This is a genomic window from Microbacterium sp. GW821-FHT01D02 (assembly GCF_059422585.1).
Genome location: NZ_JBWKXB010000003.1, coordinates 541,529 through 559,241, shown reverse-complemented (window position 1 = coordinate 559,241; position 17,713 = coordinate 541,529). Strand labels below are relative to the sequence as shown.

Sequence of the window (17,713 nt, the reverse complement as noted above, 5' to 3'; positions counted from 1 at the left end):
ACGGACACGTGTGCGGATCGGGCTGACCCCGATCCGCACACGCATCGCGGTCAGCTCTTGTGGCGCGGCTTCCGGAACGGCTTCTCGTCGCGGCTGTCGCGCGCCGGGCGGTCGTCGCGGGCGCGTCGCTCGTAGCCACCGCGTCCGCCGGAATCGTGGCTGTCACGAGAACCGGCGCTGCGGCGGGCTCCGCCGGGGCCACGGTCGGGCTTGATCTCGATCAGGCGTCCGGAGATGCGCGTGTCGCGCAGCTTCTCGAGGACGGCGGGGTCGAGGTTCGCGGGCAGCTCGACGATCGAGAAGTCGGGACGGATGTTGATCGCACCGAAGTCATCACGGCCGAGTCCACCCTCGTTCGCGAGCGCACCCACGATCTGACGCGGCTCGACGCGGTGCCGGCGCCCGACCTCGATGCGGTACGCCGCGTAGTCGCCGCGGCCGCGACGCTCCGTGCGGGGCTCCCGCGGTTCACGGGAATCGCGGGTCGCGCGCTCGCGTGGAGGGCGGTTGTCCGCCTCCACGGCCTTCGAGAGCGGGTCGTTCGCGGGGTCGAGGAGCAGAGGCTTGTCGCCCTGCGCCACGACGGCCAGGGCCGCTGCGACATCGCCCTCGGGCACATCGTGGTGGCGGACGTAGTGCGCGACGATGTCGCGGAACGCCTCGATGCGCCCGGTCTCCGAGAGCGCGGTGGTGATCGCGTCGTCGAAGCGGTTGAGGCGCGTGGTGTTCACGTCCTCGGTGCTCGGCAGCTGCATCTGGGCCGGCTGCTGACGCGTCGCCTTCTCGATGTGCTTGAGCAGGTAGCGCTCGCGCGGCGTGATGAAGCTGATCGCGTCGCCCGAGCGTCCGGCGCGTCCCGTGCGGCCGATGCGGTGCACGTACGACTCGGTGTCGGTCGGGATGTCGAAGTTGACGACGTGGCTGATGCGCTCGACGTCGAGGCCGCGCGCGGCCACGTCGGTCGCGACGAGGATGTCGAGCTTGCCGTCCTTGAGCTGGTTGACGCTGCGTTCGCGCTGCATCTGCGGCACGTCGCCGTTGATGGCTGCGGCGGAGTAGCCCCGCGCGCGCAGCTTCTCGGCCAGCGTCTCGGTCTCGTTCTTGGTGCGGACGAACACGATCATGCCGTCGAAGTTCTCGACCTCGAGGATCCGGGTGAGCGCATCGACCTTCTGCGCGTACGACACCACGAGGTAGCGCTGCGTGATGTTGGTGCCGGTCGCGGTCTTCGACTTGATGCTGATCTCTTCCGGCTCACGCAGGTACTTCTGCGCGAGGCGGCGGATCTGGGGAGGCATCGTCGCCGAGAACAGGGCGACCTGCTTCTCCTCGGGCGTCTGCGCGAGGATCTGCTCCACGTCTTCCGCGAAGCCCATCTTCAGCATCTCGTCGGCCTCGTCGAGCACCAGGTACTGCAGCTGCGACAGGTCGAGTGTGCCCTTGGCGAGGTGATCCATGATGCGGCCCGGAGTGCCGACGATCACGTGGACGCCGCGGCGGAGCGCCGACAGCTGCACGCCGTAGCCCTGGCCGCCGTAGACGGGGAGGACGTGCACGCCCTTCATCTTCGAGGCGTAGGACTCGAATGCCTCGCACACCTGGAGGGCGAGCTCACGGGTGGGCGCGAGGACGAGGGCCTGCGGGGTCTTCTGCGAGACGTCGAGGCGCTCGAGCACGGGGAGCGCGAACGCCGCGGTCTTGCCGGTACCGGTCTGCGCCATGCCGACGACATCGCGGCCGGCGAGAAGCGTGGGAATGGTGGCCGCCTGGATGGGCGACGGGGTCTCGTATCCGAGATCCTTGATGGCTTTGAGGACGGGCCCGGTGATGCCGAGCTCCTCGAATCCGGGGGTCGCGGGGGAGTCCTCGGGGGCGTCGGTCAGCACTGCATCTTCAGGGGTCACTTCCCAAGGGTAGCGCGCGGCGCCGTCTCGTGCCTGTGAGGGCGTCCTCAGGCGCCGCTCGTGAGCGAGACCAGCCTCTCCTTCACCTCACGTCGGAGGACCTTCCCGATCAGCGATTTGGGGAGCTCGTCGACCACGTACACGCGCCGGGGCACCTTGTAGGGGGTGAGGATGCTCCGTGCGAACTCGCGGATGGCCTCGACGTCGACATCGGTGCCGGGGTCGACGACGATGGCCGCGACGACCTCCTCGCCGGAGTGATCGCTCGGGAGTCCGACGACGGCGGCATCCGCGACCTGCGGGTGCTGGCGCAGCGCGTTCTCCACCTCGGTGGGCGCGACGTTGAAGCCGCCCGTGATGATGAGCTCCTTGATCCGATCGACGATGCGGACGAAGCCGGCCTCGTCGATCGTGACGATGTCACCGGTGCGATACCAGCCATCGACGAAGACGGCCTCGGTCTCTTCCGGCTTGCCGTAGTAGCCCGAGAAGACCTGCGGACCGCGGACGACCAGTTCGCCGGCGGATCCTGCCGGCACATCCTCGGTCGGGTTCTCCGGGTCGACCACGCGGCACTCGGTTCCGGGCAGCGGAAGCCCGACCGTTCCGGGCACGCGGTTGTCGGCGACCGGGTTGGCCATCAGCACCGGAGAGCACTCGCTCAGTCCGTAGCCCTCGACGAGGAAGCCGTGGGTGGCCTCCTCGAACGGCACGACCAGCTCGTGCGGGAGAGCCATGGCCCCCGAGATCGCGACCTCGATGCCGTCGAGCGACACGCCCTTGTCCTTCGCCGCGGCGAGCAGGCGATCGGCGATGGGCGGAACCAGCGGCAGGAACGTGGCGGGGTGCTTCTTCACGACGTCGAGCACGAGGTCGGGGTCGAACTTCGGGAAGAGGACGAGGCGCGCGCCCATCGACATGGCGAAGGTGAGGCAGAGCGTGAGCCCGTACGCATGGAACATCGGCAGCACCGCGTAGACGACGCAGCCCTTGCCGCGCTGGATCGACGGCACCCAGGCCTGGGCCTGGGCGGCGTTCGCGAGCAGGTTGCGGTGCGTGAGAGCGGCGCCCTTCGGCGTTCCGGTGGTGCCGGACGTGTACTGGATGATCGCGAGGTCGTCGGTGGCCGGCTTCGGGTGCGAGGCGGGAAGCGGGGCGGCGTCGATCAGTGCGTCCCAGGCGACGGTTCCGCGCACCTTCTCGGTGAGGGCGGCGCGCGATTCCCGGGCCTTCACGATCGGAAGGCGCAGCGCGAACCGGGTGAGGAACGGCATGGCGCGCGTCACGTCCACCGAGATCAGGTTCGTCACGGCCAGGTCGGCAGGGAACTCCTGCACGGTGGAGACGACCTTGTTCCAGACGATCGCGTGCTTCGCGCCGTGATCCTCGAACTGCTTCCGCAGTTCGCGGGGCGTGTAGAGCGGGTTGTGCTCGACCACGACGGCGCCGAGGCGCAGCACCGCGTAGAACGCCACGATGTGCTGCGGACAGTTCGGCAGCACGATCGCGACCGGGTCCCCGGCGCGGACGCCGAGATCGCGGAGACCGGAGGCGGCGCGATCGATCGCGTGCTGCAACTCGGCATAGGTGGTCTCACGGCCGAAGAACTGCAGGGCGGGGGCCTCGGGGTAGTCCCTCGCGGAAGCGGCGACGATGTCGACCAGCGAGCCCTCCACAGGAGGGAGGTCTTCCGGGACTCCGGTGGCATAGCTGGCGATCCATGGGCGAGGGGGCTGGAACGTGCTCACCCGCCCAGCATAGGACGAGCGCGCGCCAGGGCATGGGAGTTCGGAGCGCGCCAACTAGACTGGGGGAGTGTCTGAAATCACCCCTGAACTCGTGCGCCATCTCGGTTTGCTCGCACGCATCCAGCTGAACGACGACGAGGTGTCGCGGCTCACGGGCCAGCTCGACGCGATCGTCGACAACATCGCGAAGGTCTCGGAGGTCGCGACCGCCGACGTCGTCGCGACGAGCCACCCGATCCCGCTGAGCAACGTGTTCCGGCCGGACGTGGTCGGCCAGACGCTCACGCACGAGCAGGTGCTCCAGAACGCCCCGGATGCCGCCGACGGCCGTTTCCGCGTCACCGCGATCCTGGGAGAAGAGCAGTGAGCGACATCATCCGACTGAACGCGGCCGACCTCGCCGCCAAGCTCTCCGCGGGCGAGGTGACGAGCGTCGAGGCGACGCAGGCGCACCTCGACCGCATCGCCGCCGTCGACGGCGACATCCATGCCTTCCTGCACGTCAACGAGGGCGCACTCGAGGCCGCAGCGGCGATCGATGCGCGTCGCGCCGCCGGTGAGGCCCTCGGCCCGCTCGCCGGGGTGCCGCTCGCGATCAAGGACGTGCTCGTCACGACCGACCAGCCGACGACCAGCGGCTCGCGCATCCTGGAGGGCTACCGCTCTCCCTACGACGCCACCGTCGTCGCGCGTTCGCGTGCTGCGGGACTGATCCCGCTCGGCAAGACCAACATGGATGAGTTCGCCATGGGGTCGTCCACCGAGCACTCGGCGTACGGACCCACGCACAACCCCTGGGACCTCGAACGGATCCCCGGCGGCTCGGGCGGCGGCTCGGCTGCGGCCGTCGCCGCCTTCGAGGCTCCGCTCGCTCTCGGCTCGGACACCGGCGGATCGATCCGTCAGCCCGCGCACGTCACCGGCACGGTGGGCGTGAAGCCCACGTACGGCGGCGTGAGCCGCTACGGCGCGATCGCTCTCGCCTCCAGCCTCGACCAGGTCGGTCCCGTGTCCCGGACGGTCCTCGACTCCGGCCTGCTGCACGACGCGATCGGCGGGCACGACCCCAAGGATTCGACCTCGCTGCGCGACGCCTGGCCATCGTTCGCCGAAGCCGCTCGCGAGGGCGCACGCGGCGACGTTCTCAAGGGCCTCAAGGTCGGCGTGATCCGCGAACTCCCGGACAGCGGCTTCCAGCCCGGCGTCGCGGCGTCGTTCCGGAGCGCTCTCGCTCTCATGGAGGCGCAGGGTGCCGAGATCGTCGAGATCGGCGCCCCGCACTTCGAGTACGGTGTCGCCGCGTACTACCTGATCCTCCCCGCGGAGGCGTCGAGCAACCTCGCGAAGTTCGACTCGGTGCGCTTCGGCCTGCGCGTGACCCCCGACGGCAACCCGACGGTCGAGGACGTCATGTCCGCGACCCGCGACGCCGGTTTCGGCGATGAGGTCAAGCGCCGCATCATCCTCGGCACCTACGCCCTCTCGGCCGGATACTACGACGCCTACTACGGCAGCGCGCAGAAGGTCCGCACGCTCATCCAGCAGGACTTCGCGAACGCGTTCGCCGAGGTCGACGTGATCGCCACGCCCTCGGCGCCCACCACGGCGTTCAAGCTCGGCGAGAAGATCGACGACCCGCTGCAGATGTACCTCAACGACATCACCACCATCCCGGTGAACCTCGCCGGCGTCCCTGGTATCTCGATCCCGAGCGGTCTGGCGGACGACGACGGTCTGCCCGTCGGCATCCAGTTCATCGCTCCGGCGCGCGAGGACGCCCGTCTCTACAAGGTCGGTGCCGCGCTCGAGACGCTGCTCGTCGACTCGTGGGGGGCGCCGCTGCTCACCCGTGCCCCGCAGCTCGCAGGAGGGAACCGCTGATGGCCGCCGCCGCCAAGCTCATGGACTTCGACAAGGCGCTCGAGCTGTTCGAGCCGGTCCTCGGTTTCGAGGTGCACGTCGAGCTCAACACGAACACGAAGATGTTCTCCGATGCACCGAACCCGGCCAACGAGGCGTTCCACGCTGCGGAGCCGAACACGCTCATCGCCCCGGTCGACCTCGGTCTGCCGGGCTCGCTGCCCGTCGTGAACGAGACGGCGATCCGCTCGTCGATCAGCCTGGGCCTCGCGCTCGGCTGCTCGATCGCGGAGTCGAGCCGCTTCGCCCGGAAGAACTACTTCTACCCGGACCTGGGCAAGAACTACCAGATCTCGCAGTACGACGAGCCGATCGCGTACGAGGGATCGGTCGAGGTCGAGCTCGAGGACGGCATGCTCATCACGATCCCGATCGAGCGCGCGCACATGGAGGAGGACGCCGGCAAGCTCACCCACATGGGTGGAGCGACCGGTCGCATCCAGGGCGCCGAGTACTCGCTCGTCGACTACAACCGCGCGGGCGTCCCCCTGGTCGAGATCGTGACGAACATCATCTACGGCACCGAGCACCGCGCACCGGAGGTCGCCAAGGCCTACGTGCAGGCCATCCGCGACATCGTCCGCGGTCTCGGCATCTCCGAGGCCCGGCTGGAGCGCGGAAACCTGCGTTGTGACGCGAACGTCTCGCTGCGTCCGCGGGGCACCGACAAGCTCGGCACCCGCACCGAGACGAAGAACGTCAACTCGATGCGCTCCGTCGAGCGGGCCGTGAAGTACGAGATCCAGCGTCAGGCGCAGATCCTCGCCGACGGCGGCACCATCACGCAGGAGACGCGGCACTGGCACGAGGACACGGGCACCACCTCGCCGGGTCGTCCGAAGTCGGATGCGGATGACTACCGCTACTTCCCCGAGCCCGATCTGCTGCCGGTGGAGCCCGCCGCGGAACTGATCGAGGAGCTGCGCGCAGCCCTGCCCGAGCAGCCGGTGGCCCGCCGTCGCCGTCTCATGACGGAGTGGGGCTTCACCGACCTGGAGTTCCAGGACGTGCGCAACGGCGGACTGCTCGAAGTCGTCGAGGCGACGATCGCCGCCGGTGCGACTCCGGCGACGGCCCGCAAGTGGTGGACGGGGGAGATCTCCCGTCTCGCGAACGCGCAGGAGAAGGACGCCACCGAGCTGATCAGCCCGGAGAACGTCGCGGCTCTGCAGCAGCTCGTCGACGCGGGAACGCTCACCGACAAGCTCGCGCGCCAGGTGCTCGAAGGTGTCATCGCCGGTGAGGGCACCCCGCAGGAGGTCGTCGACGCCCGTGGACTCGCGGTCGTGTCCGACGACGGCGCGCTGATCGCCGCCATCGACGAGGCCCTCGCCGCGCAGCCCGACGTGATGGCCAAGATCAAGGACGGCAAGGTGCAGGCCGCCGGAGCGGTGATCGGCGCCGTGATGAAGGCCATGAAGGGCCAGGCCGACGCCGCGCGCGTCCGCGAACTCATTCTCGAGCGCGCTGCCCAGTAGCGCGTGCCCCCGGGTCTCCTGTCGGAGGTCCGGGGGAGAATGGTCGTATGGGACACGGTGACGGCAGAGGGCGGATCGTCTCGTCCGCCGACGCCGACGACACCGGGACGCGCATCCTGCACGTCGACATGGATGCGTTCTACGCGGCCGTCGAGGTGCTCGATGATCCCTCTCTCCGCGGCCTCCCGCTCATCATCGGGGCGCCGGACGGGCGTTCGGTCGTGTCCAGCGCCTCGTACGAGGCCCGCCGCTACGGCGTGCGCGCGGCGATGCCGGTCTCGCAGGCGCTGCGGCTGTGCCCGTCCGCGCGCATCGTGCTCCCGCACTTCCACCGCTACCAGGAGGTGTCGCGGCAGGTGATGGCGATCTTCGAGTCGTTCACGCCGCTCGTGGAGCCGCTGTCCGTCGACGAGGCCTTCCTCGACGTGCAGGGGGTGCGGCGGCTGTGGGGGAGTCCGGCGCAGATCGCCGAGCTCATCCGCGAGCGCGTCCTCCACGAGGTCGGCATCACCTGCAGCGTCGGTGTCGCGGCGACCAAGCACGTCGCGAAGATGGCTTCGACCATCGCCAAACCCGACGGCATGCTGGTCGTCCCCGCACAGGAGACTCTCGACTTCCTGACGCCGCGTCCGGTGCGAGCGATGTGGGGCGTCGGCCCCAAAGCTGCGGAAGCGCTCGAAGCGCGAGGCATCCGCACCGTGGGCGACATCCGGGAGTCCTCGCGCGAGATGCTCGAGCGCGCGGTCGGCCCCGCCCTCAGCGCGCGCCTGACCCTGCTCGCCCGCGGAGAGGATGCACGCGCCGTGGACACCGAGCGTGTGGAGAAGAGCATCGGGCACGAGGAGACGTTCGACGAGGACATCCTCGATCGCGGCTTCCTCCGCGCCGAGCTCCTGCGCCTAGCCGACCGCGTCGCGGCACGGCTCCGACGCGCGGAGTGGGAGACGGCGACCGTGGCGATCAAGATCCGCTTCGACGACTTCCGCACGCTCAACCGCTCGATGACGCTGAGCGAGCCCACCGCGGTCGGCCAGCGCATCGGGGAGGCCGCCCAGACGCTGTTCGAGCAGATCGATCGGCGCGACCCCGTACGACTCGTCGGCGTCCGCGCGGAGAACCTGCGCCCGGCGGGCGGCGGCGGTCTGGGTCTCTGGGACGACGACGAGGACTGGCGCAAGGTCGAGGGTGCCGTCGACGAGGCCGTCGCCCGCTTCGGCACGGCGACGATCAGCCGTGCACGACACATCGGCCGAGGAGACGGTCGCGGTGCCGCGCAGCATCCCAAGGCGCACGGCCTGGATTGATCCCACGCGCCGCGTGTTCCTCGACTACCGTGGGGGTATGCCGAACATTGCACTGGAACTCGGAAAGCAAGCTGCGTCCTTCGGCGTGAAGAGCGCGTACGGAGAGCCGCAGGACGTCGATGGGGTGAGCATCACTCCGGTCGCATTCACCTACTCCGGCTTCGGCGGTGGCAGCGGCGACGGAGCCGAGGGCGGTGGCGGCGGCGGTGTCTCGGTGCCGGTCGGCGTCTACGTCCGGCGTGAGGAGGGGCTGCGGTTCGAGCCGAACATCGTCACGCTGCTCGTCGTGGCCGTGCCGTTCGTCTGGGTCGCCGGGCGGGCACTCACTCGCATCATCCGTGCCCTCAAGAAGTGACGACCCGGTCGCAGCGGCTCTGGAGCACGCTGCGGCGCTGATCGAGGAAGACGTGCGGGCCGTCGCCGCGGCGAATCCCGTCGTCTTGATCGACGGCGGCAGCGGAGCGGGCAAGTCGTCATTGGCGGCGCGGCTGGTGCGGCGCTGGCCTGTCCTCGGGAACGTGCAGCTGATCGCGCTCGACTCGCTGTATCCGGGATGGGACGGGCTCGACGACGGAGCGGAACGGGCGCTCGAGTGGATTCTGCGCCCGCACGGCCGTGGATACCTCGGGACCTGGCGTCGGTGGGACTGGGAGGCGCAGGCCGAGGCGGAGAGTCACGCCGTCGACCCCGCGCTGGGGGTGATCGTGGAGGGCAGCGGCATCCTGCGGCCTTCCACGGCTGGACTGGCCGACATCAGAGTCTGGGTGGAGTCGGCAGCGGAGTCGCGGAAGGCTCGTGCCCTGGCTCGCGACGGCGAAACCTATCGTCCGCACTGGGACCGTTGGGCGGCGCAAGAACGTCGACACATCGAGCGTGACGATCCTCGGGCACTCGCCACCCGGATCGTCGAGATCCCCTAGAGCGGTCGCCGCTCAGTCGGCGTCGAGCTCATCGGCGGCCTGGATCAGCAGCTCCAGGCGGTAGCCGAGCCAGTCGTACACGTCGTGCCGGCCATCCGTTCCGGTCTCGTCGTCCGAGGTGATCCCGAGCCGTGTCGCGATGACGAGGCGGATGGCGGTGAGGGTCCGGAGCCAGGCGTCGATGCTGTCGGTGGGGACGAGCACGTCATGGGTCCGAAGCGCTTCGCCCTCCGACAGGGCGTCGATGCCGCTGCGGAACTCGTCGAGGGATGCCCGGACCCGACGTGCGTCCACCAGGCGCCGGTCCAGGAGGTCATCGCGCGTGGTGTCGGCGAACCCTGCGGCGGCATCCGCGTCATCGGGATAGGGGCTCGGCGTCAGCCTCTCCAGAGCCGGGTCGCCGTCGTCCCGGGACCCGTCGACGAGCTCGACGAAGTCGTCGACGAGCTGGGCGAGGTGGAACTCCTCGATCACGGTGATCGGCATCACGATCATCTCGGTGCTCACTGCGGGGCCTTCCTGACCGTCGCCCACAGTCCGTAGTCGTGCATCGCCTGGGCGTGCACCTCCATCGTCTCGCGCGGCCCCGTGGCGACGACCGCGTGCCCCTCGTGATGCACCGCGAGCATGAGCGCGGTCGCGCGATCCGCGGAGTAGCCGAAGTAGGTGCGGAAGACGCGGACCACGTAGCTCATGAGATTCACGGGGTCGTTCCACACGACGACCTGCCAGGGTTCCATGGGGGCGGCGCGCAGATCGGTGATCTCGTCGAGCTCCGGCACGGCGGCGGGCGTCGTCATGCCCAGCCCATCTCGTGCAGTTGCTCGTCGTCGATGCCGTAGAAATGCGCGATCTCGTGGACCAGCGTGGTGTGGATCTCGTCGCGCAGCTCGTCGTGGGTCTCGCACTGGGCCAGGTGCGGCTCGCGGTACAGCACGATCCGGTCGGGCAGCTCGCCCATGCCGTATTGCGTCCGTTCCGTGAGTGCCAGCCCGTCGTACAGCCCGAGCAGGTCGAGGGTGCCGTCCTCGGGGCGATCCTCGACGACGAAGACGACGTTCTCCAGGCCCTCGACCATGTCGTCGGGCAGCGCATCGAGCTCGTCGATCACGAGCTCCTCGAAAGCGGCGGCATCCATGTCCATCCCCTCCAGCCTAGGGGCGCGCGACCACGACCGCGGTGCTCAGTGCAGGAGCACCAGGATGGCGGCCACCACGATGAAGAGCGCGCCGAACACGGTGTTCAGGATGCGCTGGCCGCGCGCGGAGCGGGTGAGCCGTCGGAACGGGCGCGCGGCTGCGGCGAAGAACCCCCACATGACGATCACGTCGACCACGATCACGGTCGCGATGAGCGTGAGGTACTGCGGCAGCTGAGGTTGGTCCAGACGGATGAACTGCGGGATGAAGGCCAGGAAGAAGACGATGGCCTTGGGGTTGAGGAGGTTGACCCAGAAGCCGCGGCGGATCATCGACCAGTGGCTCTCGCGGGAGTCGACGGGGACGGGCGCTTCGTCCACGACGACGGCGGGCTTGGTGAGGATCAGGCGGATCCCGAGGAACACGAGGTACGCGGCACCCGCATAACGGATGGCGTTGAACAGGAACTCCGAGCGGGAGACCAGGAGTCCCACGCCGGCGGCGACGATCGCGACGTGCACGACCAGGGCGATCTGCTGTCCGACGATGCCCCAGATCGAGCGTCGCCACCCCTGATTCAGGGCATTCGACATCGTGTTGATCGCACCGGCCCCTGGTGTGAAGCTGATGACGACGGACGCGGTGAGCAACGAGAACCAGACCGCGAGTGACACCACGTCAGTCTAGAGCTTCGGGGGAGGGGCGCCGCTCTCCGCCGGAATGCGAAGAAGGCCCGAATCTCGCGATTCGGGCCTTCTTCCGGAGGGTGAGTAACGGGACTCGAACCCGCGACATCCGGCACCACAAGCCAGCGCTCTACCAGCTGAGCTATACCCACCATGTGCCCACCGGAGCGGGCAACCATACGAGTCTATTACATGTTCGGAGTGAACTCGGACACCGTGCGGGCGGCGATCTCCCGCGCGTCGTCGCTGGAGGGTCCGGGCTCCTCGACGAAGACGGCTTCGCGGTAGTAGCGGAGCTCGCGGATCGACTCGAGGATGTCGGCGAGAGCGCGGTGCCCGCCGTCCTTCGCGGGGGCCTGGAAGAACACGCGCGGATACCAGCGACGCGAGAGCTCCTTGATGCTCGAGACGTCGACGTTCCGGTAGTGCAGCCACTGGTCCACCTGCGGCATGTACTTCGCGAGGAACATCCGGTCGGTGCCGATGGTGTTGCCGGCGAGGGGCGCCTTGCGTTCGAGCGGGACGAAACGCTTGATGTACGCGAGCGTCTGAGCCTCCGCCTCCTCGAGGGAGACGCCGAGGGGGATCTCCTCGATGAGACCGGACGTCTCGTGCATCTTGGTGACGAAGTCGTTCATGTGGGCGAGGGCGGTTTCGCTCGGGCGGATCACCACCTGGAACCCCGGGTCGATCGGGCGGAGCTCGAAATCGGTGATGACGACGGCGATCTCGACGAGCTCATCGACCGCCAGGTCGAGCCCCGTCATCTCGCAGTCGATCCATACGAGACGATCGTTCTCGGACGCAGATACCATGTCGCCATACTATCGACGGCCCCGACATCGTCTGCCGGGGTGCGGTACCGCACGACGCCACGGGGTCGCGGTACGGTAGATGCATCCGCCTCCGTAGCTCAGGGGATAGAGCAGGAGCCTTCTAATCTCTTGGTCGCAGGTTCGAATCCTGCCGGGGGCGCTTCCCAGGTTCGATGCAACGCCGCAGCCGTTCGTCTCCGCATGATCGTGACGGTGTTCGGCGAGTCACCGCCGGCCGCTGGTGCGGGCATGCCGGCCCCTTCAGGAGTTGCGCAGGGCCGCGACGGCATCGTCCACGCGCCAGAACTCGCCGATGACGCGGAAGGCACCGGTCGCCAGGTGGAGGCGTTCGGCGCGGTAGCGGAGACCGAGCGGATCGGAGACGACGCGGAGATGTCCGAGGACATGCTCACGCCGGTCCTGGACCCGCCAGAGGTGATCCGCCGCACGCACCAGGTGCTCTCGGGCAGAGGAGAGTCGGGGCGTCGCGATCGGGATCTCGGGAAGTGAGGTGATCAGGTTGTCGGTCATCGGAACTCCTTTCTCGCTTCGAAGATATGACCGACCACCGACATTCGTTCCGGAGCCGGGAACTGCGTGCCATCTGCCCTTTCTGCACACTGCACCGCTCGAGGGAACTGTCCACCGGACGCGGGTTCCTGGCTCCGGGCCAACGGTCGTGTCGCGCACGCTGGTCAGATCCCGGACGAGATCCGGTCACCGAAAGGACAGAGACATGATCGACACGCTGACCATCGTGGGAAGAGTGGCCACAGACCCGACGCAGGGCCAGACGAAGGGAGGGGTGCCGGTCACGAACTTCCGTCTCGCCAGCACTCACCGACGCTTCGACGAGGCGACGCAGACGTGGACCGACTCCGGCACGAACTGGTTCTCGGTGGCCGCGTTCCGGCAGCTGGGGGAGCATGCCAAGGCGTCGCTGCGCACCGGTGACAGCGTGATCGTCACCGGGCGACTCAGGATCCGCGACTGGGAGAGCAACGACCGGCACGGCACGAGCGTCGACATCGAGGCCGACGCGATCGGTCATGACCTGCGGTGGGGGACCACCGCGTATCGCCCCCAGACGCGCTCGACGACGCCCCGCGTCGAATCACCGGAGAGCGGCTCGGCCGAAGCCGGGGAGCAGGGGACAGCAGCCGAACGGGCGGAGAGCGGCGGCATCGAGTCCGCGCCGCTCGACCTGGCGTGGGCGGTGCCGAGCACGGATGCCGAGGTGGGAGCGGTGAGCGGGCGGCCCTGAATCACGGAGACCGGCGATGTCCGCGACGGTCGAGCGATCGAGCGGAGCCGGAAGGAGGGCGACGTAGAATCGGGCACGTGCTTCGTCGATCGGTCCTCTCGTCTTCCCGTGCGGCAGGGGTCCTCGCGACTTCCGTGGCTGCTCTCCTGCTGTTGTCGGCCTGCGCCCCGGGCCCCGGGCCCTCGGCGTCGCCGTCGGCCACGGTCTCGCCGAGCGCGGCGCCCACGACTCCGGCGGCGCCGGTGTTCGTGCCGGACGGCACAGCGGAAGACAACCTCCCCGTCTTCACGGCGGTCGCCGACGGCGTCTGGGGGACGGACCAGCGCGGGTCCGGGCGGGCCTACATCGATGCGCTGATCGGTGCGGGCTTCGATCGCGCGGCCATGCAGGTCACGCAGGACCAGTCGACGGTGGGCAACCCGGCCGAGAGCCTGCAGTTCTCGGTGCGCTGGGGGAAGAGCGACTGCCTGATCGGCCAGGTGGGGCCGTCCACGGGTCAGGTCGTCACCGCGGTCATGCCTCAGCTCGCGGAAGGACGCTGCCTCGTCGGCACCACACGTCCGATCGACTGGTGACACGCCAGGGGCCGGTAGGCTGGAGTGTCGATCTTCGACGCCAATAGAAGGAGCGGTTTTCGGTGGCTGAGTACATCTACTCGATGGTTCGTGCGCGCAAGGCGGTGGGCGAGAAGCTCATCCTCGACGACGTCACGATGGCGTTCCTCCCGGGAGCGAAGATCGGCATGGTCGGCCCGAACGGTGCCGGTAAGTCGACGATCCTCAAGATCATGGCGGGTCTGGACACGCCGTCCAACGGTGAGGCCAAGCTCTCCCCGGGCTACACCGTCGGCATCCTGATGCAGGAGCCGGAGCTCGACGAGTCGAAGACCGTGCTCGAGAACATCCAGGACGGCATCGCGATCAAGGCGAAGCTCGACCGCTTCAACGAGATCTCGGCGCTCATGGCCGACCCCGACGCGGACTTCGATGCACTCCTCGCGGAGATGGGCTCGCTGCAGGAGGAGATCGACGCCGCGGACGGCTGGGACCTCGACTCGCAGCTGGACCAGGCGATGGACGCCCTCCGCACCCCGCCGGGAGACGCCGCGATCGCCCCGCTCTCCGGTGGTGAGAAGCGTCGTGTCGCGCTCGCGAAGCTCCTTCTCCAGAAGCCCGACCTGCTGCTCCTCGACGAGCCCACCAACCACCTCGACGCCGAGAGCGTTCTCTGGCTCGAGCAGCACCTGCAGGCGTACAAGGGCGCGGTCATCGCGATCACCCACGACCGGTACTTCCTCGACCACGTCGCCGAGTGGATCGCCGAAGTCGACCGCGGCCGCCTGATCGGCTACGAGGGCAACTACTCGACCTACCTGGAGAAGAAGGGCGAGCGCCTGGAGATCCAGGGCAAGAAGGACGCGAAGCTCGCCAAGCGCCTCAAGGAGGAGCTGGACTGGGTCCGCTCCAGTGCGAAGGGTCGCCAGACCAAGTCCAAGGCCCGTCTCGCCCGCTACGAGGAGATGGCATCCGAGGCCGAGCGCACCAGGAAGTTGGACTTCGAGGAGATCCAGATCCCCGCGGGTCCGCGTCTGGGCAGCATCGTGATCGAGGCCAAGAACCTGAAGAAGGGCTTCGACGGGCGTTCGCTCATCGACGGCCTGAGCTTCAGCCTGCCGCCGAACGGCATCGTCGGCGTCATCGGTCCGAACGGTGTGGGAAAGACCACGCTTTTCAAGACGATCGTCGGCCTGGAGCCGCTCGACGGCGGCGACCTGAAGGTCGGCGAGACGGTCAAGATCAGCTACGTCGACCAGTCCCGCTCCAACATCGACCCGAACAAGACGCTGTGGGAGGTCGTCTCCGACGGCCTGGACTACATCACGGTCGGCAAGACCGAGATCCCGTCCCGCGCCTACGTGTCGAAGTTCGGCTTCAAGGGCCCCGACCAGCAGAAGAAGGCCGGCGTGCTCTCCGGTGGTGAGCGCAACCGCCTGAACCTCGCTCTGACGCTCAAGGAGGGTGGCAACCTGCTGCTCCTCGACGAGCCCACGAACGACCTCGACGTCGAGACCTTGAGCTCCCTCGAGAACGCCCTGCTCGAGTTCCCCGGCTGCGCGGTGGTCATCACCCACGACCGGTGGTTCCTCGACCGCATCGCGACGCACATCCTCGCCTACGAGGGCACCGACGAGAAGCCCGACCAGTGGTACTGGTTCGAGGGTAACTTCGAGGCGTACGAGGAGAACAAGATCGAGCGCCTCGGACCGGATGCCGCCAAGCCGCACCGTTCCACGCACCGCAAGCTCACCCGCGACTGAGGCCGTGATGTCCGCTTCGCCGGGGCCGCGCCTGCACATCCCGATCCACCTCCGCTGGGGTGACCTGGATGCGTTCAACCACGTCAACAACACCTCGATGCTGAAACTGCTCGAGGAGGCGCGCGTACGCGCGTTCTGGCGTGCCGGCCCCGGTGAAGAGGCGCCCACGACGGCCGTGCTCGATTCCGGCATCGACGAGGGGATCCTGACGCTCATCGCGCGCCAGGAGATCGAGTACCTCGCTCCGGTGCCGTACCAGCGTCGTCCCCTCGAAGTGCAGATGTGGTTCGGCAAGCTCGGGGGATCCAGCGTCGAGGTCTGCTACGAGGTGCACAACGATCCTGCCACCGAGCCGCGGCAGATCTACGCGCGCTCGACGGCGATCATCGTGCTCGTCGACGCGCAGACGGGGCGCCCGACACGCCTCACGCAGGAGATGCGCGACGCCTGGGAGCCGTTCGTCGGCCCGTCGATCGAGTACGCGCACCGCTGAGCATCCTCCGGTCGACGACCTCGCGTTCGTCGACCGGCCCGCGGAGGCGCAGACCTCAGGACGGGTCTGAGTCGGGAACGCGGATCATGATCTCCTGCGCGACGCTCGCGACGAGCACACCGTCGCGCGTGTAGATGCGTCCCGTCGCGAGTCCGCGGCCTCCGCGGGCGCTGGGGGACTCCTGCACGTACAGCAGCCACTCGTCCACGCGTGCCGGACGATGCCACCACATCGCGTGGTCGAGACTCGCGACCTTGAGGCCGGGCAGCGCCCAGTAGACGCCGTGGGCCCGCAGGATCGATTCCTGGATCGTCATGTCGCTGAGGTATGCGAGAGCGGCGCGGTGCAGGCGCTGGTCGTCGGGAAGCGGCGCCCGGAGGCGCATCCACACGGCCTGACGCGGTACCCGGGAGTCGGTGCTCGGCAGGTACATCGGCGAGTCCACGTGGCGGATGTCCGCGGCGCGGTCGCTCAGCATGCGGGCGGTGCCGTCCGGCAGCCCGTGCACGCGCTCCTCGTCGGGCGCCAGGTCCTCCGGTGCGGGAATGCCCTCGGGCATCGGCTCGGCGTGCTCCACGCCCGGGTCCTCATCCTGGAACGAGGCAATCATCGAGAAGATCGGCACGCCGTTCTGATACGCCTGCGTTCGCCTCGTCGAGAACGAGCGTCCGTCGTGGATGCGGTCGACGGCGATGGTGATGCCCTGGCTGGCGTCGCCCGGGCGGAGGAAGTAACCGTGCATCGAGTGCACCGCGCGGTCCTCGGGAAGGGTGCGTTCCGCCGCGAGAAGCGTCTGCGCGAGAACCTGTCCGCCGTAGATGCGTCCGGTGGGCATCGGGTGCGAGGAACCGGTGAAGATGTCCTCCGTGGTCCGCGCCTGGGTCGAGTCGAGGTCGAGGACCTCGAGAAGTCGCTGGACGGTCTGGACGGCGTGTGCTTCCGCGCTCATGGGTTCCTCTCCGCGACCGAGGCGCCGCTCCGTTGGTAGTTTAGAACGCGTGCCGCATCACCTTCTCCTCGCCGACCCGGACACCGCCAAGGACGTCCTCACATTCGTCGGTCGAGCGACCAGGATCTCGGATGAGGGGATCCGGCTGCAGGCGACGAACGGCGTCCTCGCCCTGACGACGGCAGCCCTCGCTCCGCACGGCCTGTTCGACCAGACACCGACGATCCTGGCGATGCGGATCGTGCACGCCGACCCCGAGCTCGAGTGCGATGTCGTCGTCGACCAGCTCACGAAGACGGATGAGGAGCACCGACTGACGCTCCCCGACACGGGGCTCTCCCCGGCGTGGGCGGGTGTCGCTCCTCCGCGGAGCGGGTGGGCGCCGGTGTCGACGCTCGCGGCGTCGGTGATCGCCCAGCGCGCCCAGTGGGGGATCTCCGCGGTCGCCCGCGGCGCCGGCCCGGGTTCGGGCGAGGAGGCGGTTCGCGCCCTGCGCGCCGCCATCTGGGGCGAGCCGGACGAAGACCTCGACGGCCTTCCGCGTGGGATCGCCTTCGCCGCCGACGCGATGGGCTTCATCTCCGGCGAGGAGCAGGTGCCCGTGTCACGGTCCGGCCGGTGGACCCGCCTGGCGTTCCGCCGTGGTCATGTGCTCGCCCGTGGACCGGTGGCCTCCGGACTCACGAGCGTGCGCGGCACCGGCTCCGGTTCCGCCCTCTAGGTCGCCACAGCGCCGAGGCGCCGATCACCCACACTGGTCGCGCGCCGAGGACAGG

At 68.8% G+C, this 17,713-nt stretch carries 20 protein-coding genes and 2 tRNA genes; 12 read left to right on the top strand and 10 right to left on the bottom strand.

Translation table 11 applies throughout. The annotated features are described in order from the left end of the window. Positions 1–50: 50 nt before the first annotated feature. Both AC07VM_RS16260 and AC07VM_RS16255 read right to left on the bottom strand, forming a co-directional pair. A complete protein-coding gene (locus tag AC07VM_RS16260) occupies positions 51–1,904 on the bottom strand; it encodes a DEAD/DEAH box helicase (protein ID WP_494912244.1) in 1,854 nt (617 codons plus the stop codon). Positions 1,905–1,951: 47 nt separating this feature from the next. Beyond that, positions 1,952–3,652: a long-chain-fatty-acid--CoA ligase gene (locus tag AC07VM_RS16255; protein WP_494912243.1), complete on the bottom strand. Its 1,701-nt coding sequence runs from the start codon at positions 3,650–3,652 to the stop codon at positions 1,952–1,954. A 67-nt stretch (positions 3,653–3,719) separates the two neighbouring features. On the opposite strand from AC07VM_RS16255, the gene gatC reads away from it, so the two are divergent. Genes gatC through AC07VM_RS16225 form a run of 6 tightly spaced genes read left to right on the top strand, consistent with a single transcriptional unit; the run spans position 3,720 to position 9,274 of the window. Further along, a complete protein-coding gene (gene gatC / locus AC07VM_RS16250; protein WP_494912242.1) occupies positions 3,720–4,019 on the top strand; it encodes an Asp-tRNA(Asn)/Glu-tRNA(Gln) amidotransferase subunit GatC in 300 nt (99 codons plus the stop codon). Further along, a complete protein-coding gene (gene gatA, locus AC07VM_RS16245) occupies positions 4,016–5,533 on the top strand; it encodes an Asp-tRNA(Asn)/Glu-tRNA(Gln) amidotransferase subunit GatA (protein ID WP_494912241.1) in 1,518 nt (505 codons plus the stop codon). The genes gatC and gatA overlap by 4 nt, the downstream gene beginning before the upstream one ends. Further along, positions 5,533–7,050 carry an Asp-tRNA(Asn)/Glu-tRNA(Gln) amidotransferase subunit GatB gene (gene gatB, locus AC07VM_RS16240; RefSeq protein WP_494912240.1) on the top strand — a complete coding sequence of 506 codons (1,518 nt, stop codon included), beginning with the start codon at positions 5,533–5,535 and terminating at the stop codon, positions 7,048–7,050. Before gatA ends, gatB begins: the two co-directional genes overlap by 1 nt. 47 nt (positions 7,051–7,097) lie before the next feature. Then, a complete protein-coding gene (gene dinB / locus AC07VM_RS16235) occupies positions 7,098–8,354 on the top strand; it encodes a DNA polymerase IV (protein WP_267418428.1) in 1,257 nt (418 codons plus the stop codon). 37 nt (positions 8,355–8,391) lie between these two features. Then, positions 8,392–8,709, top strand: coding sequence for a hypothetical protein (locus AC07VM_RS16230; RefSeq protein WP_031206169.1), 318 nt, complete (start codon positions 8,392–8,394; stop codon positions 8,707–8,709). Further along, positions 8,693–9,274, top strand: coding sequence for a nucleoside/nucleotide kinase family protein (locus AC07VM_RS16225; RefSeq protein ID WP_494912238.1), 582 nt, complete (start codon positions 8,693–8,695; stop codon positions 9,272–9,274). Before AC07VM_RS16230 ends, AC07VM_RS16225 begins: the two co-directional genes overlap by 17 nt. Positions 9,275–9,286: 12 nt before the next feature. Here the strand turns inward: AC07VM_RS16225 and AC07VM_RS16220 are convergent, their stop codons facing one another. The 6 genes from AC07VM_RS16220 to orn all read right to left on the bottom strand — a co-directional run bounded on the left by AC07VM_RS16220 (position 9,287) and on the right by orn (position 11,914). After that, positions 9,287–9,781 carry a DUF2017 family protein gene (locus AC07VM_RS16220; RefSeq protein WP_494912237.1) on the bottom strand — a complete coding sequence of 165 codons (495 nt, stop codon included), beginning with the start codon at positions 9,779–9,781 and terminating at the stop codon, positions 9,287–9,289. Next, complete coding sequence (gene clpS / locus AC07VM_RS16215) at positions 9,778–10,074, bottom strand: ATP-dependent Clp protease adapter ClpS (protein WP_267418431.1); 297 nt, start codon at positions 10,072–10,074, stop codon at positions 9,778–9,780. The genes AC07VM_RS16220 and clpS overlap by 4 nt, the downstream gene beginning before the upstream one ends. Then, on the bottom strand, positions 10,071–10,418 hold the full coding sequence (locus AC07VM_RS16210) for a metallopeptidase family protein (RefSeq protein WP_267418432.1): 348 nt from the start codon (positions 10,416–10,418) through the stop codon (positions 10,071–10,073). Before AC07VM_RS16210 ends, clpS begins: the two co-directional genes overlap by 4 nt. A 39-nt stretch (positions 10,419–10,457) precedes the next feature. Then, complete coding sequence (locus AC07VM_RS16205; RefSeq protein WP_267418433.1) at positions 10,458–11,087, bottom strand: LysE family transporter; 630 nt, start codon at positions 11,085–11,087, stop codon at positions 10,458–10,460. A gap of 91 nt (positions 11,088–11,178) precedes the next feature. Then, positions 11,179–11,251, bottom strand: a tRNA-His gene (locus AC07VM_RS16200). Positions 11,252–11,287: 36 nt separating this feature from the next. Further along, complete coding sequence (orn, locus tag AC07VM_RS16195; RefSeq protein WP_267418435.1) at positions 11,288–11,914, bottom strand: oligoribonuclease; 627 nt, start codon at positions 11,912–11,914, stop codon at positions 11,288–11,290. A gap of 87 nt (positions 11,915–12,001) precedes the next feature. On the opposite strand from orn, the gene AC07VM_RS16190 reads away from it, so the two are divergent. Then, a tRNA-Arg gene (locus tag AC07VM_RS16190) sits at positions 12,002–12,074 on the top strand. A 101-nt stretch (positions 12,075–12,175) separates the two neighbouring features. Here AC07VM_RS16190 and AC07VM_RS16185 read toward each other — a convergent pair. After that, complete coding sequence (locus tag AC07VM_RS16185; RefSeq protein ID WP_267418436.1) at positions 12,176–12,445, bottom strand: hypothetical protein; 270 nt, start codon at positions 12,443–12,445, stop codon at positions 12,176–12,178. Positions 12,446–12,650: 205 nt separating this feature from the next. Here AC07VM_RS16185 and AC07VM_RS16180 point away from each other — a divergent pair, with 205 nt between their 5' ends. The 4 genes from AC07VM_RS16180 (at position 12,651) to AC07VM_RS16165 (ending at position 15,988) form a co-directional block, all read left to right on the top strand. Continuing rightward, positions 12,651–13,178 (top strand): single-stranded DNA-binding protein, encoded by a 528-nt coding sequence (locus tag AC07VM_RS16180; protein WP_494912235.1) that lies wholly within the window; start codon positions 12,651–12,653, stop codon positions 13,176–13,178. Between the two features lie 77 nt (positions 13,179–13,255). Further along, positions 13,256–13,753: a DUF6993 domain-containing protein gene (locus tag AC07VM_RS16175; RefSeq protein ID WP_494912233.1), complete on the top strand. Its 498-nt coding sequence runs from the start codon at positions 13,256–13,258 to the stop codon at positions 13,751–13,753. A 62-nt stretch (positions 13,754–13,815) separates the two neighbouring features. Then, positions 13,816–15,495, top strand: coding sequence for an energy-dependent translational throttle protein EttA (gene ettA / locus AC07VM_RS16170; RefSeq protein WP_494912231.1), 1,680 nt, complete (start codon positions 13,816–13,818; stop codon positions 15,493–15,495). A 7-nt stretch (positions 15,496–15,502) separates the two neighbouring features. Then, complete coding sequence (locus AC07VM_RS16165; RefSeq protein WP_494912229.1) at positions 15,503–15,988, top strand: acyl-CoA thioesterase; 486 nt, start codon at positions 15,503–15,505, stop codon at positions 15,986–15,988. A 55-nt stretch (positions 15,989–16,043) separates the two neighbouring features. Here AC07VM_RS16165 and AC07VM_RS16160 read toward each other — a convergent pair whose 3' ends face one another. Continuing rightward, positions 16,044–16,937 (bottom strand): acyl-CoA thioesterase, encoded by an 894-nt coding sequence (locus AC07VM_RS16160; RefSeq protein WP_494912227.1) that lies wholly within the window; start codon positions 16,935–16,937, stop codon positions 16,044–16,046. Positions 16,938–16,986: 49 nt separating this feature from the next. Between AC07VM_RS16160 and AC07VM_RS16155 the strand changes: the two genes are divergently transcribed. After that, positions 16,987–17,658, top strand: coding sequence for a DUF8185 domain-containing protein (locus AC07VM_RS16155; RefSeq protein ID WP_494912225.1), 672 nt, complete (start codon positions 16,987–16,989; stop codon positions 17,656–17,658). The last annotated feature ends 55 nt before the right edge of the window (positions 17,659–17,713 follow it).

Bases quoted from the DNA above. Each gene is read 5' to 3' on its own strand.
- orn (WP_267418435.1), bottom strand. From the start codon at position 11,914: ATGGTATCTGCGTCCGAGAACGATCGTCTCGTATGGATCGACTGCGAG.
- clpS (WP_267418431.1), bottom strand. From the start codon at position 10,074: ATGACGACGCCCGCCGCCGTGCCGGAGCTCGACGAGATCACCGATCTG.
- AC07VM_RS16210 (WP_267418432.1), bottom strand. From the start codon at position 10,418: ATGGACATGGATGCCGCCGCTTTCGAGGAGCTCGTGATCGACGAGCTC.
- gatB (WP_494912240.1), top strand. From the start codon at position 5,533: ATGGCCGCCGCCGCCAAGCTCATGGACTTCGACAAGGCGCTCGAGCTG.
- AC07VM_RS16185 (WP_267418436.1), bottom strand. From the start codon at position 12,445: ATGACCGACAACCTGATCACCTCACTTCCCGAGATCCCGATCGCGACG.
- AC07VM_RS16165 (WP_494912229.1), top strand. From the start codon at position 15,503: ATGTCCGCTTCGCCGGGGCCGCGCCTGCACATCCCGATCCACCTCCGC.
- AC07VM_RS16180 (WP_494912235.1), top strand. From the start codon at position 12,651: ATGATCGACACGCTGACCATCGTGGGAAGAGTGGCCACAGACCCGACG.
- dinB (WP_267418428.1), top strand. From the start codon at position 7,098: ATGGGACACGGTGACGGCAGAGGGCGGATCGTCTCGTCCGCCGACGCC.
- AC07VM_RS16160 (WP_494912227.1), bottom strand. From the start codon at position 16,937: ATGAGCGCGGAAGCACACGCCGTCCAGACCGTCCAGCGACTTCTCGAG.
- AC07VM_RS16230 (WP_031206169.1), top strand. From the start codon at position 8,392: ATGCCGAACATTGCACTGGAACTCGGAAAGCAAGCTGCGTCCTTCGGC.